Source organism: Azospirillum sp. B4 (assembly GCF_000333275.1).
GTDB lineage: Bacteria > Pseudomonadota > Alphaproteobacteria > Azospirillales > Azospirillaceae > Nitrospirillum.
Genome location: NZ_BACU01000343.1, coordinates 1 through 15147, shown reverse-complemented (window position 1 = coordinate 15147; position 15147 = coordinate 1). Strand labels below are relative to the sequence as shown.

Here is a 15147-nt window from a genome sequence, read left to right as displayed (position 1 = left end):
AAACCGACGCGCCCTTCCTGGCGCCGGTGCCCATGCGCGGCAAGACCAACGAGCCGTCCTTCGTCGCCTATACCGCCCTCCTGCTGCGGAGTGAAGNNNGCATGACCCCGGCGGAGCTGGCGCGGGCCACCAGCGCCACCATGCTGAAGCTGTTCGACCGCATTCCGCCGGCCGAATGCGGCACCTTCGTCAAGGACCTGCCCAGCGCGAGTGCCGGGGCGTGACGGTGGTGCCGTTCCGGGTGCGCATCCTGGGCTGCGGCGGATCCGGCGGCGTGCCCATGATCGGCAACGGCTGGGGCGATTGCGACCCGGCCGAGCCGCGCAACCGCCGCCGCCGCGCCTCCATCCTGGTGGAGACGGACAGCACCAGCGTGCTGATCGACACCGGGCCGGAGATGCGGGAGCAACTGCTGGACGCGAATGTCACCCGCGTCGACGCCGTGGTTTACACCCACGCCCATGCCGACCATGCGCACGGCATCGACGACCTGCGGCAGGTCAACTGGCTGAACAACCGGCCGCTGCCGGTTTATGCCGACCCGGTCAACCTGGCCCAGTTGCAGGAGCGCTTCGACTATTGCTTCAAGCCGCAGCAGCGGCCGGACTGGTTTCCGCGGCCCTGCCTGGTGCCGCACACCATCACCGGCCCCTTCACCATCGGTGATCTGACCTTCATCCCCTTCCACCAGGAACACGGCCGCTTTCCCAGCCTGGGCTTCCGTATCGGGAACTTCGCTTATTCCACCGACGTGGTGCACTTGGATGAACGGGCTTGGAGTGCGCTGGAGGGTGTGGACACCTGGATCGTGGACGCCACCCGCATCGAGCCCCACCCCGTGCACGCCCACCTGGACATGGCGCTGGGCTGGATCGAACGGCTGGCGCCACGCCGCGCCTACCTGACCCACATGAACCACACCATGGACTACCGTACCCTGATGGCGACCCTGCCGCCGGGGGTGGAACCGGCCTATGACGGGCTGGTGCTGCAGATGGCGTAAGCGACCCGTAATAATATCATACGCTCGAGGAACTTCGCCCTTGAGATGTCTGGGCCGACGCCGGCAAACTACACGGCGGGATTTGGGGGCATTTCGAGGGCCGAAACGTGTGGCGATTGAATAATTTCGCGGGCTGGTTCCTTGTCGCGCTTGTTTCGACCCTGGTGTCCAGCAAGCTATCCGTTCTCGCCGCGCTTTACCTCATAGACAGCTACAGCATCACCCCCGAACAGGTTCCGGGTGTGCAGGCGGGGTTGTCGACGATCTGCACTTTTGGAGGGACCGCACTGCTTCTGATGATCATCGGCCCCCTTTTGCTAAAGGCGCCCGACTCCGACGTGGTGGAGGAAAGCGATTATCGGGGCGTGATTATCGGCCATACCGTTCGGTTCCATCGCCACGTGGTGACGCGGATGGAAAAGCGGGTTTCCTTTTACATGGTTCTGGGGTTTTTGGTTCCCGGCTTGCTTTTCGACGCCTATTTTCTCAAGGGATGGCAGGGGCTCTGCTGGCCTTATCTCCTTTGGACCCATCAGGCGTTTTACTGGTGACGGGGCTGGATTTGGCCACCTGAATCCTCCGGCGGCCAAATCCCCCCGACGATGCCCCGCCGCCGATCAGTAGGCCACCTGCGCCCGGAACCCGATGGCCTGGTAGCGCAGGCCGGTCTGGTTCTGCAGCGTGGCGCCGCTCAGCTTGTCCACGTCCACGATCTGGTAGTCCGCCATGAACTTCAGGTGGTCGTTGGGGTACCAGTTCAGGCCCAGCCCGATCACGTCCTGCCGGCCGCCGGCCACGCCGCCCGTCACCGACTGGGCAAGGAAGCGCTGACGTTGCCTGTCCAGTTGAAGTCGCTGTAGCGCCCCACCAGCTTGAACGGGCCCCAATTCGCCCGTCCCGGGGTCGAAGGGATGCGCCACCTTCAGGCCGCGAAAGCCGCCGCGCGCCGTCTGATAGCCCCGCGTCTCCCCCGTGATGATCCAGGAGGCGTCAACATAGGCGCCGGAGAAGGTGAGGTCGGGGGTGAGGGTGGACCCGCCCAGGCCGGCGCTCGCCTGGTGCTGGCGGTTCACGCCGATCTCCACATACTCGCCCTGGACCAGGAAGTTCTGGTAGCGCAGGCCCAGTTCGGGGTTCCAGGTATAGACCCCGGTGGCGGGCATGGAACCGGTGTTGATCAGCTTGTTGGCGTCCACGCGCAGTTCCGGCTGCACCGACAGCGCGATGTTCTGCGCCAGCCGGTTGCTGTCGTTCTGGTTCATGGAGAACACCTTGGACCCGCTGATGCCCACGTGGACGTCATAATCCTCGCCATACACCGGCCGGCCCGCCAGGCGGGCGACGGCCGCGGTCTGCTGGCCATTGGACGGCTGGGTGGTGGAGATGGACGTCGTGACCGTCCCGGTGCCGCCCGTGGTGGACGTTGCCGTGGTGGTGGACTGCCCACCGTAGGCTTGACCGGTCAGGAAGCCAGAGACGAAGAAGCGGTCCTGGTAATACCGGGCGCCGACCGCGGCGCGGGCGTCGCCGGCGGCGATGTTGCGCTCCACGTCCATGATGGCCGGACGCTCCATGAACATGAAGTCGTTGGAACTGGGCGCGTCCTGCAGGCTGATGTTGGGCTGCAGGTAGCCCAGGGCCGCCGTGAAGCCCTTGAAGGGCATATAGGCCAGGTTGGCCTCATACAGGTACTGGCTGTTCTGGCGCCCGTCGGGGGAGCCACCGAAGTCCGGCGTCACCGTGGCGGTGACGTCGCCGTACCTGAACACGAAGGGAATGCGGATGCGCCGGGCGTTGACGCCGTCACCCAGGTCGATGCCGGAGCGCTTGACGCTGGCGTTGTCCTCGAAATAGGCGGCCGCGTCGAACTGCGCCTGCAGGCCGATCTGCAGCGTGCCCTTGCCGCCGAAGGCGGTGAAGGTGGGGCGGCCGCCGGCCATGGTGAAGCTGCCGTTGGCGCCGCTGCCGGCCTCCAGCTTGGCGATGGTCTGGGCCTGGGTGGCCGCCTGGGCCGCCACATGTTCGGCTTGCGCCTTGGTCTCGACCTGGGCCTTGGCGTCGGCTGCCTCCCGCGCCTCCAGCGCGTCCAGGCGGGCCTGGATGGCCTGGCTTACCTTCATCTGCGCCTCCAACTGGGCGCGCAGGCGCTGGACTTCCTGGGCGGAGCTGTCGGCGGCATGCGCGGGCAGGCCAGCCATGAGACCGCAGGCGGCGGTGAACAGGAACACGCCGGTTCGTCCATACGGGGACGTCCGCGTTTGCTTGGACATTTGAGGTGACCCTTCATCGGTATTCGATCGCACCCGGTCGGAGTGCGGGGTCAATTCTAGGTGCTATATTTATATCTTTATTGCGTCACGCCGATAGTATTTGATGATCAGTCAATAACGAAATCTGAATATTGACGGAATTTTTGAAAGGACACTGCGTTTCACATATCGAGATACTCTGTTTTCGATATGGGTCAAGACCGATCAGGCGGCCAGACTCCAAATCCGCCCGCTGTCCACGCAAACCGGTATGCGCGGCGCGCGGCGCTGGCTGAAACGGCCGGCATTGCGACTGTGCGTTGTGTCACAGGGGCGTCATGGTACTATCGCTGCCATCGACAAACGGTTCGGGTGCCCAAGAATGCGGCGGTCCGGTTCCTGTTTCCCAAGCCCGCGGCGCCCCGCCGCCCTCGGCTTTCGTGTCTAAGGCTTCATCGAGATCGGCATGAGCCAGCGCCGCCCCTGACACCGGCGGCCCCCTGACCCTTCCCAATTTCCACCCCATTCCGCCCGCCGGATGCCCTTTTGCCTGGGTGCTGGTGATGGCGGTATCGCGCCCGGACTCCGTCACGGATCCGGACCGGGCGCCCGCATCATGGTCCGTTGAACGAGGCTTCCATGCTGGAGTTCCCTTCCTGGGTGCTGACCCCGCTGTATGTCGTGGGCGGTGTCCTGGGCGTGTTCATCCTGGCGTTCGCCACCGGTGCCATCGTCTATATCCGCAACGATGCCGTGGGCATCGTCGAGAAACTATGGGCCGTCGGCGGCTCGGTCGAGGAAGGTTTCCTGGCGCTTGCCGGCGAAGCCGGCTTCCGGCCGGAGACGCTGCGCGGCGGCTTCCATTTCTTCATGCCGCTGCAATACCGCGTGCACCGCGCCAACCTGGTGACGGTGCCCCAGGGCAGCCTGGCCTATCTGTTCGCCCGTGGCGGCCAGGCCCTGCCCAATTCCCAGGCGCTGGCCCGCTGCCCACCGGTTTGGGGGCCAATGGCGTGGGGGTGGAGAACGCCCGCGCCTTCGTGCAGCAGGGCGGCCAGCGGGGCCCCCAGCGCCGCATCCTGCGTGAGGGTGTCTACGCCATCAACACGGCGCAGTTCATCGTCTTCACGGAGGCCGCCACCCATGCCGTCACCCTGGGCGACGCCAGCGACGCCCGGGCCGTGGAGACCATGCGGGAACTGATCGAGGAGCGTAACGGCTTCCGCCCGCTGATCATCCGTGATCATGAGGACGCGGTGGGCGTGGTCACCGTCCATGACGGCCCGGCCCTGGACCATGGGGAGATCATCGCCCCCACGGTGGGCACGCACGCCGCCGACGGCGCCACCTTCCACAACTCCTTCCAGGATCCGGAAACCTTCCTGGCCGCCGGCGGCCGCCGGGGCCGGCAGGAGCAGGTGCTGGTGGAGGGCACCTACTATATCAACCGCCTGTTCGCGACCATCGAGGTGCGGCCCAAGACGCAGGTGGAGATCGGCAACGTCGGCGTGGTGGTCAGCTTCACCGGTCCGCGCGGCACCGACGTGTCCGGCACCGATCACAAGCATGGCGAGTTGGTGGCGCAGGGCCAGCGCGGCGTCTGGCAGACGCCCCTGCACCCCGGCAAGTACGCCATCAACCCCTACGCCGTGAAGGTCAGCACGGTGCCCACCACCAACTTCGTCCTGCGCTGGATCGAGGGGCGCAGCGAGGCCCACGGTTTCGACGACAACCTGTCGGAGATCAAGCTGATCACCAAGGACGCGTTCGAACCCATCCTGCCCCTGTCCATCGTGGTGCACATCGGCTACGACGACGCGCCCTGGGTGGTGCAGCAGTTCGCCGACGTGAAGAAGCTGGTGGAACAGACCCTGGACCCCATGGTCAGCGCCTGGTTCAAGGACGCGGCCCAGAGCCGCACCCTGATCGAGCTGGTGAACCAGCGGGCGGAGGTGCAGCGCGAGGCCCTGGCCGCCATGACCGTCCGCTTCGCCAAGTATCGCCTGAACGTGAAGGAGGTGATGATCGGCACGCCGCGCGCGGCCAAGGGCGACACCCATATCGACACCATCTTCGAGCAGCTGCGCGCCCGGCAGGTGGCGAAGGAGAAGGTGGACACCTATGAAAGCCAGCAGTTGGCCGCCGCCAAGGAGCTGGAGCTGCGCGCGGCCGAGGCCCGGGCGGCGGCCCAGGGCGACCTGACCAAGTCCGCCGTGTCCATCGAGGTGGCGCAGAACCACGGCCGCGCCGAACTGGCCCGCAAGACCCAGGAGGCGGAGGCGACCAAGGTGATGGCCGAGGCGACCGCCATGCGCACCCGCACCGAGGGCCGCGCCGAGGCCGACCGCGTGGCCGCCATCGGCGACGCCAACGCCCAGGCCGCCAAGGCCCAGGTCGACGCCTTCGGCGGCGCGGAGATGGCCCTGTCCAAGGAGGTGGCCGCCATGCTGAGCAGCGCCATCACCCAGGCCAAGGTGCCCCTGGTACCCACCGTGGCCATGGGCGGCACCGAGGCCGGCCACGGCACCCTGGTGGACGCCCTGGTCAGCCTGCTGATGGCCCAGGGCGGCCTGGACCAACTGGTGAGGCGGACGAAGCAGCCGGAGACGGTGGGGTGAGGACCGGCTGATTGGCGAGACGGAGGCGGGGCCAAAATAGGCGGCCCCGCCTCCGTGTTCTTTAAAAGTGCAGATGTCGCGATATTCATCCTGGGCAGTCGAAGTACGCCTTATAGGTTGTTCATCATGTTTAATTTGACACCATCAGGGATGCGCCGAAGCTAGGCACTCGGGCCTGTGGGTGACCTGCCATCCCGCTCAAATCGATTAATTCCGCGAAAAAATGCTTCAAATGCAAAACTACAGGAGGAATTCGTGTCGATTAATTTGAGTTCACCCGTTCCTGGAATTCTATTCGGTCTAACCCTTTCCCGGGATGCCGGCAGCGCCACCACGGTGGATGTGGCGGCAGGTGTCGCGGCAGACGATGGCACCAACTATTTCATCCAGACGACGTCGACAATCACCAAGGTGCTGCAGAGCAGCGGCGCCTGGTCAGCCGGCACGGGCGGCAACGGTATCGACAGCGGCTCCCGTGCGGCAAGCACCTGGTACCATGTCTTCCTGATTCGGGCTGACGTGGACGGGCACGGCGATATCCTGCTGTCCACCAGTGTCTCCAGCCCGACGCTGCCATCCGGCTATACCTACAAACGCCGAATCGGTTCCATTCTCACCAGCTCCTCAGGAAACATCGTGCCGTTCACTCAAACAGGGGATCTGTTTTTGTGGTTCGACGCAGCATATGACGTTCAGGCCGCTAGTGTGGGGACTACCAGCACACTATTCACGTTATCGGTCCCGCCTGGGGTCAAGGTTGAGGCTTTCATACGAGCCGGCTATGGTAATAGTGCGGCTCTCGGGCAATGCGCCGTCCGCTCGCCAGACGAGGATTCAAGCCAAACTACTCCTTTAGTAACTGGTAGTGGACATCAGTTAGATAATGTAAGCACGTCCCAAGGCACAACTGCGGAACTACGTGTTCTGACAAATACCTCAAGGCAGGTATCAATCATCAGCAACCAAACATCCAATAATACCATTAATATTAGAACTGTGGGCTGGATAGATCAGCGCGGGCGTCTTTATTGAGGCTCGCGTTGGCCCGCTAATATGAACCAAGCCGCAACTGGCGGTCTGGTTCCACGCCCATGCAACTACGGATGAAATTCCCTTCCAAAAGTCACCCAAACCATATCCTGTCGAGAGGGCTCGTCGCTCGAATTCGCTGGTAGGGCAGGCGCGGACTTCACCATTCAGAACAGCACGGCAGAAAGGCCCCACGTCTGTTTCCGCATAACGTACGCCCCGGTCATGTCCGGCCATAGCTGTCTTCCAGCCGGACGATGTCATCCTCCCCCAGATAGGCACCGGACTGAACCTCGATCAGGTTCAGCGGGATCTTGCCGGCGTTCTCCAGCCGATGGGCGCTGCCCAGCGGAAGGTGGATGGATTCGTTCTCACGCACGATGTGCGTCTCGCCGTCCCGGGTCACGGTGGCGGTGCCGTTCACCACCACCCAATGCTCCGCGCGGTGGAAATGCTTTTGTAGGGACAGCTTGTGGCCGGGGTTCACGGTCAGGCGCTTCACCTGGAACCGCTCCCCCTCATGCAGGGTCTGGTAATAGCCCCAGGGGCGGTAGACGCGCGGCCGGGCCGAGGCCTCGCGGCGATTGGCCTTCTTCAGGGTGGCGACGATGCCCTTCAGGCCGTCCATGCGGTCCTTGTTGGCCACCAGCACGGCGTCGGGCGTCGTGACGACGATGACATTGTCCATGCCCAGCACGGTGGTCAGGATGCCGTCGGTGCGGACATAGCTGCCTTTGGTGTCCTCAAGCACCACGTCGCCAAGCTGGAAGTTGCCCTTGTCATCCACGGGCAGGACCTCCAGCAACGACTTCCAGGAACCCACGTCGCTCCAGCCGATGCTGCACGGCACGACGGCGGCACGGCGGGTGCGGGCGAACAGGGCGTCGTCGATGGAGATGGACGGCGCCTGGGCGAAGGCCTCGGCGTCCAGGCGCTGGAAGTCCAGGTCGCCCGCGCGGCGCTCAACCGCCGCGCGCGCCGCGTCCACCAACGCGGGCTCGAACCCGCCGAGATCTTCCAGCAGGCGGTCGGCGCGGAACAGGAACATGCCGCTGTTCCACAGGTGCCGGCCGCCGGCCAGGTATTCCTCCGCCGTGGCGCGGTCCGGTTTCTCCACGAACTGCGCCACCTGGAAGACGCCAGCACCCACCGGCAGGGCGTCACCCTGGCGGATATAGCCATAGCCGGTCTCCGCCCGCGTGGCCTCGATCCCGAAGGTAACGAAGGCGCCATCCAGCGCGGCGGGGATGGCCAGGTCCAGGGCGGCCCGCCAGGCGGCCTCGTCCACGATGGAATGATCGGCCGGCAGCACCAGCATCAGCCGGTCCGGCCTGGCGGAGGCGGCTGCCACGGCCGCGGCGGCGATGGCCGGCGCGGTGTTGCGGGCCACGGGTTCCAGATACAGCGCCTCCAACCCGACGCCGGCATTGCGCGCCTGCTCCGCCACCACGAAGCGATGCTCATGGCTGGCGATGATCATGGCACGGCCCAGGCCCGCCTGGTCGCAGCGGCGCAGCGTCTGCTGCAACAGCGACAGGTCGCCGATCAGCGGCAGGAACTGCTTGGGATAAAGCTCACGCGATAGGGGCCAAAGGCGGGTGCCGGATCCCCCAGACAGGATCAGGGGAAGTATCTGCGACTTGTCCATGACCTCCACCAACCGAATTTGGACGCCCCGTGCCAGGCCCAACCTGAATAATCACATTTCCCCAATGGAAAACGTTCCGCGAGACACGGTTGCGACGTCATTGATTCTTAGTCAAGATCCTTCCGGATGCTGAAGAAGCCACCCAGGTGGCACAGGCATGGGAACACCCGCCCCGCCATTCCGGTTTCCTGAACGATAGCCCCAGGATTATCCCCCTGCCGCCCGGCGCCGGCCGGGGTTATCTACTGCCTGGCGGCCGGCGCGCCCTTCAGCGCCGGGCCAGGATTCGCGGAGATGGACATGGGACTGCTGGTTGACGGTGTATGGCGCGATGTCTGGTACGATACCAAGTCGACCGGCGGGCGCTTCGTGCGCAAGGACAGCGCCTTCCGCAACTGGGTGACGGCTGACGGCGCCGCCGGCCCCAGCGGCGGGGGAGGGTTCAAGGCGGAACCCGGGCGCTATCATCTCTACGTCAGCCTGGCCTGCCCCTGGGCCCACCGCACCCTGATCATGCGCGCCCTGAAGGGGCTGGAGGACATGATCAGCGTCTCCGTCGTCCATTGGCGCATGCTGGAGGAGGGGTGGACCTTCGCCGAAGGGTCCGGCACCGTGCCCGACACGGTGAATCGCGCCAGGGTGCTGTATCAGGTCTACCAGGCCGCCGACCCGAATTACACCGGCCGGGTCACGGTGCCGGTGCTGTGGGACAAGCGGCAGGGGACCATCGTGAACAACGAATCCTCTGAAATCATCCGCATGCTGGGCGGCGCCTTCGACAGCGCGGGCGCCAATCCGGGCGATTATTACCCCTTGGCACTGCGGCCGGAAATCGACGCGCTGAACGCCCGCATCTACGACACGGTCAACAACGGCGTCTACAAGGCCGGCTTCGCCACCACACAAGCCGCCTATGAGGAAGCCATCACCCCCTTGTTCGAAACGCTGGATTGGCTGGATGACCGCCTGGCCACCCGCCGCTTCCTGACCGGCGACCATGTGACGGAAGCGGACATCCGCCTGTTCACCACCCTGGCGCGCTTCGACGCCGTCTACGTCGGCCACTTCAAGTGCAACATCCGCCGTATCGCCGACTATGCCAACCTGTCGGCCTATCTGCGCGACCTGTATCAGTTGCCGGGTGTGGCCGGGACCGTGGACCTGCGGCACATCAAGGGGCACTATTACGAAAGCCACCGGTCCATCAATCCCACCGGCATCGTGCCCGTGGGGCCGGCGTTGGATTTCAGCAAGCCGCACGGGCGGGAACGCCTGTCGCCCGGCAACCCGTTGCCCCGCTGATCCGAAACGCAAGTCTTTCGACGTCTGCGCTGCCTTGCGCGGGCGGACGTCGACAGGGGAGGGCGGCCCACCGCAGGATGGTGTCGACCTCGCATCGCCTGCCGGATCCGCATGTCACCGCCGCCCCATCCTGACCGGACGTTCGCCGCCTTCCTGTTCGACATGGACGGCACCCTGATCGACAGCATCGCCTCCGCCAACCGGGTGTGGTCCCGCTGGGCCCAGCGCCACGACGTGGATCCGATCGCGCTGCTGGCCACCATGCACGGCGTGCGGGCGGTGGAGACGATCCGCCGCTGGGCCAAGCCCGGCACCGATGTGGAGGCGGAGGCCGCGCAACTGACCCGCGATGAGATCGCGGACGTCGCCGGTACGGTGGCCATCCCAGGCGCGCCCGCTTTCCTGGCGGGCCTGCCGCCCCAGCGCTGGGCCATCGTGACCTCCGCCCCGCGCGCGCTGGCCATCGCCAGGCTGGATGCCGCCGGCCTGGTGCCGCCGCCCGTGCTGGTCACCGCCGACGACGTCAGCCGGGGCAAGCCGGCGCCCGACCCGTTCCTGCTGGCCGCCCGCCGGCTGGAAGTGGCTGCCGGGGAGTGCCTGGTGTGGGAAGATGCGCCGGCCGGCATCGCGGCGGGAGAAGCGGCGGGCGCCGCCGTGGCGGTCATCACCGCCACCCATCACAGCCTGCTGGAGACGCGACATCCAACGGTGAAAAGCTACGAGCACCTGGCGGTCGCCACGGATGGCGACGGTCGCCTGCGGGTGACGGCGCGCCTCTGACCCTCTGGCCCAGAGTCCAGGGGCCCGTTCCGCAATCAGGGCGGCCAGCACGTCGACGGTGCCATCAAAGGGCCAAGGGGGGACGCTTCTATCTTGGAGCTCGTCACCCCAGTTATGCGCCTTGCGTCGATGCTGCTGCGCCCCCACATCTGGCTCATTCAAACACTATGAGGGCCGTCATGATCCGACTTCATCAGGGCGACGTGTATAAACACCGGAACGGCAGCATTCTGACCGTGCTGGAAGAATTTGACGGCGGGTACCGCGCCAAAGTGCGATTGCAACAGCCAGACGGCGAAGCCACCGAGGTTGAAGCGAACGCCGCGCAAATCACGGATGACCTTTGGACGAAGAGACAGTAAGCACGCATTCGATCAACGGCTGCGTGTAGCGCCTCGTGAAGGTCTATTCCCTGGGCGCTCTAGGGCCGATAATATACGTTATGGAAATATATTTCAGGGCGTGAGATTTCTCGCACAGGTGGTATTTTATTCCCCACTTAGTGAAATCGATATCATAGAGACACGAAAGAGAGAAACGATGAACGACGCCGATTTTGAGAGTGATAATATGTCTGGCGAAAAATCCTTTGTTCGGCGTGCCTGCAGCTTCGTTAACCAGGAGAACGTTCTAAACGGCGCCCAGGCTTGTTATGGGCAACGTCTGGATTACGCCAGCTACTGCTGGGAATACGATGTGGAGAACGCACCGGTTCACACGGGCAGTCGCCGCAGGCAATATGAGACTGACCTTCTTATTTATGACGAGAAGCCTAACCAAAGCTGGACGCCCCTGGTCATTGTCGAGTTCAAATACCGCTCAGTGACAACGCACGATCTGCTCGCCTATGGCGCAAAGGCCGAGGCGCACCGATCGCGCCATCCATACATTCGGTATGGCCTCACTGTCGGCGGCTGGGACAAGCCTTTTCAGGGGCGAATGTTTGCGCATGGGGCACCTTTTGATTTCATGGCCATCATGCCGACTGCCGATGAAACAGACGGCTTTCGCCGGCTGACTGATGTCCTCCGAAGCGAGATCACAGCCGCCCGACGGCTGAAGGAGGCACATATGACCGGCGCCTTTCCCCCGGGCACCTGGCTCATGCACCGCCCCCTGGTTTTAGGCTAGAAACCACCTGCCGGTATTGGGCTCAGGGCCTTGGCTTGCCGCATCACCACCAGGGTCTTGAAGGTGCGGACGTTCTCATCATCCAGCAGGATGCGGCGGGTCAGGTCGTCGTAGCCTTCCATGTCGCGGGCGACGATGCGCAGGGCAAAATCGTGATCGCCGGTGACGTACCAGGCTTCCACCACTTCCGGAACGGCAGCGATCTTGCGCATGAACTGGTCGATGAGATGGCCGCCACCGGCGTCCGACGCCCGGCCGCTGTCGCGTTCCAGGGTGACCAGAACCACCATGGTCAGCGGCCAGCCCAGGGTGCGCGGGCGAACGATGGCGATCTCACGCTCGATGGCGCCGCTGTCGCGCAGACGGCGGATGCGGCGGTAGCACGCCGGGCCCGACAGTCCCACCCGTTCCGCCAGCACCGGGATGGGCAAGCGGGCGTCAGCTTGCAGCTGTTCCAGCAGCCTGCGGTCTATGGCGTCCAGGTCGGGCGAGAACATTGGGCCTCAGAGGTGACGTCGCCGATAAAAATTATCATCGTTTGCCAATAATTGACAACCTGATGCAAGGGCAGCCGCTAAAATGCTGCGCCGGTGGGCTTTTCCAGCGCTGCCGTTCCCCTTCACCGTTGTGCCCCATGTCCCACGATACCGCCCTGCCCACCCCGGGTGCCGCTGCCCTGCCACCCGTCGTGCCCGTCGCCGCCCTGTTCGCGGCCATGGTGTCGGTCACCACCGGCGCCTCCATCGCCAAGACCCTGTTCCCGATCACGGGGGCGGAAGGCACGACGGCGCTGCGCCTGACGACGGCCGCGCTGATGCTGACCCTGCTGCTGCGCCCCTGGCGCATGCGGCTTACCCGCAGCACCTGGCTGCCACTGCTGATCTATGGCGGCGCCATGGCGGGCATGAACTTCCTGTTCTATCGGGCGCTGCAGACCATACCGGTGGGCATCGCCATCGCGGTGGAGTTCACCGGGCCGCTGGGCTTGGCCCTGCTGTCATCCCGGCGGAAAGTCGATTTTCTGTGGATCGGCCTGGCGGTGGCAGGCCTGCTGTTGCTGCTGCCGCTGGAGCCGGCGGCAACCCGGCTGGACCCGTATGGTGTCGCCTACGCGTTGGCGGCGGGCGCCTTCTGGGCGCTGTACATCGTTGCCGCCAAGAAGGCGGGCGGGGCGCACGGCACCCAGGCCACGGCGGCGGGAACCATGATCGCCGCCTGTCTGGTGCTGCCCGTCGGCATCGTCCACACCGGTGCCGCCACCCTGTTCCAGCCCGCCATCCTGGGCAGCGCCATCATGGTGGGTGCGCTGTCCAGCGCCCTGCCCTACACGCTGGAAATGGTGGCGCTGCGCCGCCTGCCGGCCCAGACCTTCGGCACCCTGACCAGCGCCGAACCGGCGGTGGGCGCCCTGATGGCCATGCTGCTGCTGGGGGAGGCGCTGTCCCCCCTGCATTGGCTGGCCATCGCCACCATCATGGTCGCCTCCATTGGCGCCACGCTCAGCGCCCGCCGGGCCCCGCCGCCGGTGCTGCCGGAATAGGCGCCGTCACGTGGCTGGCTTGCGACAATAATCGCCCAGGGTGTACGCGGTGCGAATGTCGTAGGGGCGGCTGGGTTTCAGGATGAATTCACTGGCGCCATAGCGCACGGCGCCGTCCGGGGCGCCCGCCTTGGGGTGCCAGTCATAGGTATAGCCCAGCCGGGTCCAGGGGGCACCGCCGTCCACATAGTTCACCCGCATGTTGCGCGCGAACCAGTCCCAGTAACTCTGCTTTTCCAGGCAGGCGGCGTCGCCAGCGGCACAACTGGGCCGGGCAACGGTCGAAGAAGAGTCCAAGGTGCAATGGGCCACCGTCACGTCCGTGTCCGGACAGGGACGGGCGATGTCCTGTTGCGACACCCACATCTCCACCACCTGGGAATAATCGCGGGTGGGATCCAGGCCCAGGTACTGCTTCACCCTGTCCGCCTTGGCCGTGGCGTCGCCGGCGGCACCGGCGCAGAACTCCTGTAACTGCGGCACGGCCGTCACCCACATGGTGCCCCAGGCGTCGGGCGAGGTGCCGCCCGTCTTGCCGGCGTAGTATTTCTCATAGGACGCTGCGGACATGGTGGAGGCCACCAGCACCTGGCGGCCGTGCGGACCGTCCCGCCACACCAGCTTGGGATTGTCGGGAACGACGCGCACCAGGTCGGGCCCCAGCAGGTCAGCCCGCGCCACCGCCGCCGCGTTCAGGGAGCGGGCGTACAATTGCGGCGGAGTGGCCCCGCCCTGCCCCGCACCGGCGCCAGCACACCCGGTCAACACGGCCAACGCCGCTACGCCTAAAAACCGCTCGCCCCACATGACAGCCCCCCTGGGTTCATCCATCCCAAGTCGCTGTATGCCGGAAATCAGGCCGCTACGCAATCTTCGCGTTTATTGGCACGCATATACGCGCGTCATGAGGGCGAAAGCGCTACCCGCGTCACGGATCGTTTCTCCAGGATGCCCCGGATCTTGGCGGCCAGTTCGTCCATGGCGAAGGGCTTCATCACCATGTCCATACCCTCGTCCAGGAAGTCCCCCCTGACGGCGGCGTTGGCGGCATAGCCGGTGACGAACAGCACCGGAAGGTCGGGCCGCCGCCGGCGGGCGATCTCCGCCAGTTGCCGGCCGTTCAGGCCGGGCAGGCCGACGTCGGTGATCAGCAGGTCGATCTGGCTGGACGACTCAATGACACTGAGCGCCGCGCGCCCCTCCGCCGCGTGCAGGGCGGTGTAGCCCAGCTCCTGCAGCACATCCAGGACCAGCAGGCGCACGGACTCGTCATCCTCCACCACCAGGACGATCTCGCCCGCGCCCTCCGGCGTCTCGCCAGTACCGGACAACCCACCGTCGCGCGCGTCCTGCCCGACGTCACAGGGTAGGTAGAGCGTGATGGCCGTGCCGCGCCAAGGCTCGCTGTCGATGCGCACATGGCCGCCGGTCTGCTTGACGAAACCGTAGATCATGGACAGACCAAGACCGGTGCCCTGGCCAATGGGCTTGGTGGTGAAGAAGGGCTCGAAGGCCTTGGCCACCACGTCGGGCGGCATGCCCATGCCGGTGTCGCTGACGCGGATCATGACGTAATCGCCCGCCGAGAGGCCATCATGGCGGGCGGCATAGGCACGGTCCAGCGTGGCGCGGCCGGTTTCAATGGTCAGGATGCCGCCATCGGGCATGGCGTCGCGGGCGTTGATCGCCAGGTTCAGGATGGCGCTTTCCAACTGGTTCACGTCGCTGCGCGCCGCCCGCAGGTTTTCCGCCATGGTGACACGCAGCTCGATCTGCTCGCCCAAGTCCGGCGCAACAGATCTTCCATCGNACGCACCAGGGCGTTCACATCATTGGGTTTGGGATCC

Annotated in this window: 16 protein-coding genes; 11 read left to right on the top strand and 5 right to left on the bottom strand. The window is 65.3% G+C overall.

What is annotated here, in order from left to right:
* The 3 genes from I55_RS15225 to I55_RS15215 all read left to right on the top strand — a co-directional run.
* Positions 1–224 (top strand): TatD family hydrolase (locus I55_RS15225; RefSeq protein WP_044561436.1); only part of this gene is annotated, 224 nt, incomplete at its 5' end.
* The gene (locus I55_RS15220) at positions 221–1003 is read left to right on the top strand and encodes an MBL fold metallo-hydrolase (protein WP_307718709.1); all 783 of its coding nucleotides are present in this window, start codon (positions 221–223) and stop codon (positions 1001–1003) included. The genes I55_RS15225 and I55_RS15220, both read left to right, overlap by 4 nt.
* A 116-nt stretch (positions 1004–1119) precedes the next feature.
* A complete protein-coding gene (locus I55_RS15215) occupies positions 1120–1554 on the top strand; it encodes a hypothetical protein (protein ID WP_044561435.1) in 435 nt (144 codons plus the stop codon).
* Between the two features lie 66 nt (positions 1555–1620).
* Here I55_RS15215 and I55_RS15210 read toward each other — a convergent pair whose 3' ends face one another.
* Positions 1621–3231, bottom strand: a complete 1611-nt coding sequence (locus I55_RS15210) for an OprO/OprP family phosphate-selective porin (protein ID WP_148293758.1) — start codon at positions 3229–3231, stop codon at positions 1621–1623.
* A 660-nt stretch (positions 3232–3891) separates the two neighbouring features.
* Between I55_RS15210 and I55_RS38470 the strand changes: the two genes are divergently transcribed.
* The 3 genes from I55_RS38470 to I55_RS36005 all read left to right on the top strand — a co-directional run bounded on the left by I55_RS38470 (position 3892) and on the right by I55_RS36005 (position 6902).
* Positions 3892–4455, top strand: coding sequence for a hypothetical protein (locus tag I55_RS38470; RefSeq protein WP_252181160.1), 564 nt, complete (start codon positions 3892–3894; stop codon positions 4453–4455).
* Positions 4443–5870 carry an SPFH domain-containing protein gene (locus I55_RS15205; RefSeq protein WP_252181161.1) on the top strand — a complete coding sequence of 476 codons (1428 nt, stop codon included), beginning with the start codon at positions 4443–4445 and terminating at the stop codon, positions 5868–5870. Before I55_RS38470 ends, I55_RS15205 begins: the two co-directional genes overlap by 13 nt.
* A 177-nt stretch (positions 5871–6047) precedes the next feature.
* Positions 6048–6902 carry a hypothetical protein gene (locus I55_RS36005; protein ID WP_159107204.1) on the top strand — a complete coding sequence of 285 codons (855 nt, stop codon included), beginning with the start codon at positions 6048–6050 and terminating at the stop codon, positions 6900–6902.
* Positions 6903–7122: 220 nt separating this feature from the next.
* Here I55_RS36005 and I55_RS15200 read toward each other — a convergent pair whose 3' ends face one another.
* The gene (locus tag I55_RS15200) at positions 7123–8547 is read right to left on the bottom strand and encodes a mannose-1-phosphate guanylyltransferase/mannose-6-phosphate isomerase (RefSeq protein ID WP_044561438.1); all 1425 of its coding nucleotides are present in this window, start codon (positions 8545–8547) and stop codon (positions 7123–7125) included.
* Between the two features lie 300 nt (positions 8548–8847).
* On the opposite strand from I55_RS15200, the gene I55_RS15195 reads away from it, so the two are divergent.
* The 4 genes from I55_RS15195 (at position 8848) to I55_RS15180 (ending at position 11760) form a co-directional block, all read left to right on the top strand.
* Complete coding sequence (locus I55_RS15195; protein ID WP_044561437.1) at positions 8848–9849, top strand: glutathione S-transferase family protein; 1002 nt, start codon at positions 8848–8850, stop codon at positions 9847–9849.
* 111 nt (positions 9850–9960) lie between these two features.
* Positions 9961–10629 (top strand): HAD-IA family hydrolase, encoded by a 669-nt coding sequence (locus I55_RS15190; protein WP_044561433.1) that lies wholly within the window; start codon positions 9961–9963, stop codon positions 10627–10629.
* A gap of 179 nt (positions 10630–10808) precedes the next feature.
* Complete coding sequence (locus I55_RS15185) at positions 10809–10991, top strand: hypothetical protein (RefSeq protein WP_148293756.1); 183 nt, start codon at positions 10809–10811, stop codon at positions 10989–10991.
* A 178-nt stretch (positions 10992–11169) separates the two neighbouring features.
* Positions 11170–11760 carry a hypothetical protein gene (locus I55_RS15180; protein ID WP_044561431.1) on the top strand — a complete coding sequence of 197 codons (591 nt, stop codon included), beginning with the start codon at positions 11170–11172 and terminating at the stop codon, positions 11758–11760.
* Here the strand turns inward: I55_RS15180 and I55_RS15175 are convergent.
* A complete protein-coding gene (locus tag I55_RS15175; RefSeq protein WP_044561430.1) occupies positions 11757–12257 on the bottom strand; it encodes an Lrp/AsnC family transcriptional regulator in 501 nt (166 codons plus the stop codon). The two genes, I55_RS15180 and I55_RS15175, sit on opposite strands and share 4 nt — an antisense overlap.
* 137 nt (positions 12258–12394) lie before the next feature.
* Between I55_RS15175 and I55_RS15170 the strand changes: the two genes are divergently transcribed.
* Positions 12395–13300, top strand: a complete 906-nt coding sequence (locus I55_RS15170; RefSeq protein ID WP_044561429.1) for an EamA family transporter — start codon at positions 12395–12397, stop codon at positions 13298–13300.
* A gap of 6 nt (positions 13301–13306) precedes the next feature.
* On the opposite strand, the gene I55_RS15165 is transcribed toward I55_RS15170, so the two are convergent.
* Positions 13307–14074: a hypothetical protein gene (locus I55_RS15165; RefSeq protein ID WP_148293755.1), complete on the bottom strand. Its 768-nt coding sequence runs from the start codon at positions 14072–14074 to the stop codon at positions 13307–13309.
* Between the two features lie 128 nt (positions 14075–14202).
* Positions 14203–15084 carry an ATP-binding protein gene (locus I55_RS15160; protein ID WP_049974156.1) on the bottom strand — a complete coding sequence of 294 codons (882 nt, stop codon included), beginning with the start codon at positions 15082–15084 and terminating at the stop codon, positions 14203–14205.
* Positions 15085–15147 lie beyond the last annotated feature (63 nt).

Coding starts and splice junctions, on each gene's coding strand:
- I55_RS38470 (WP_252181160.1), top strand. CDS start 3,892: ATGCTGGAGTTCCCTTCCTGGGTGCTGACCCCGCTGTATGTCGTGGGC.
- I55_RS15205 (WP_252181161.1), top strand. CDS start 4,443: ATGCGGGAACTGATCGAGGAGCGTAACGGCTTCCGCCCGCTGATCATC.
- I55_RS15200 (WP_044561438.1), bottom strand. CDS start 8,547: ATGGACAAGTCGCAGATACTTCCCCTGATCCTGTCTGGGGGATCCGGC.
- I55_RS15195 (WP_044561437.1), top strand. CDS start 8,848: ATGGGACTGCTGGTTGACGGTGTATGGCGCGATGTCTGGTACGATACC.
- I55_RS15190 (WP_044561433.1), top strand. CDS start 9,961: ATGTCACCGCCGCCCCATCCTGACCGGACGTTCGCCGCCTTCCTGTTC.
- I55_RS15185 (WP_148293756.1), top strand. CDS start 10,809: ATGATCCGACTTCATCAGGGCGACGTGTATAAACACCGGAACGGCAGC.
- I55_RS15180 (WP_044561431.1), top strand. CDS start 11,170: ATGAACGACGCCGATTTTGAGAGTGATAATATGTCTGGCGAAAAATCC.
- I55_RS15175 (WP_044561430.1), bottom strand. CDS start 12,257: ATGTTCTCGCCCGACCTGGACGCCATAGACCGCAGGCTGCTGGAACAG.
- I55_RS15170 (WP_044561429.1), top strand. CDS start 12,395: ATGTCCCACGATACCGCCCTGCCCACCCCGGGTGCCGCTGCCCTGCCA.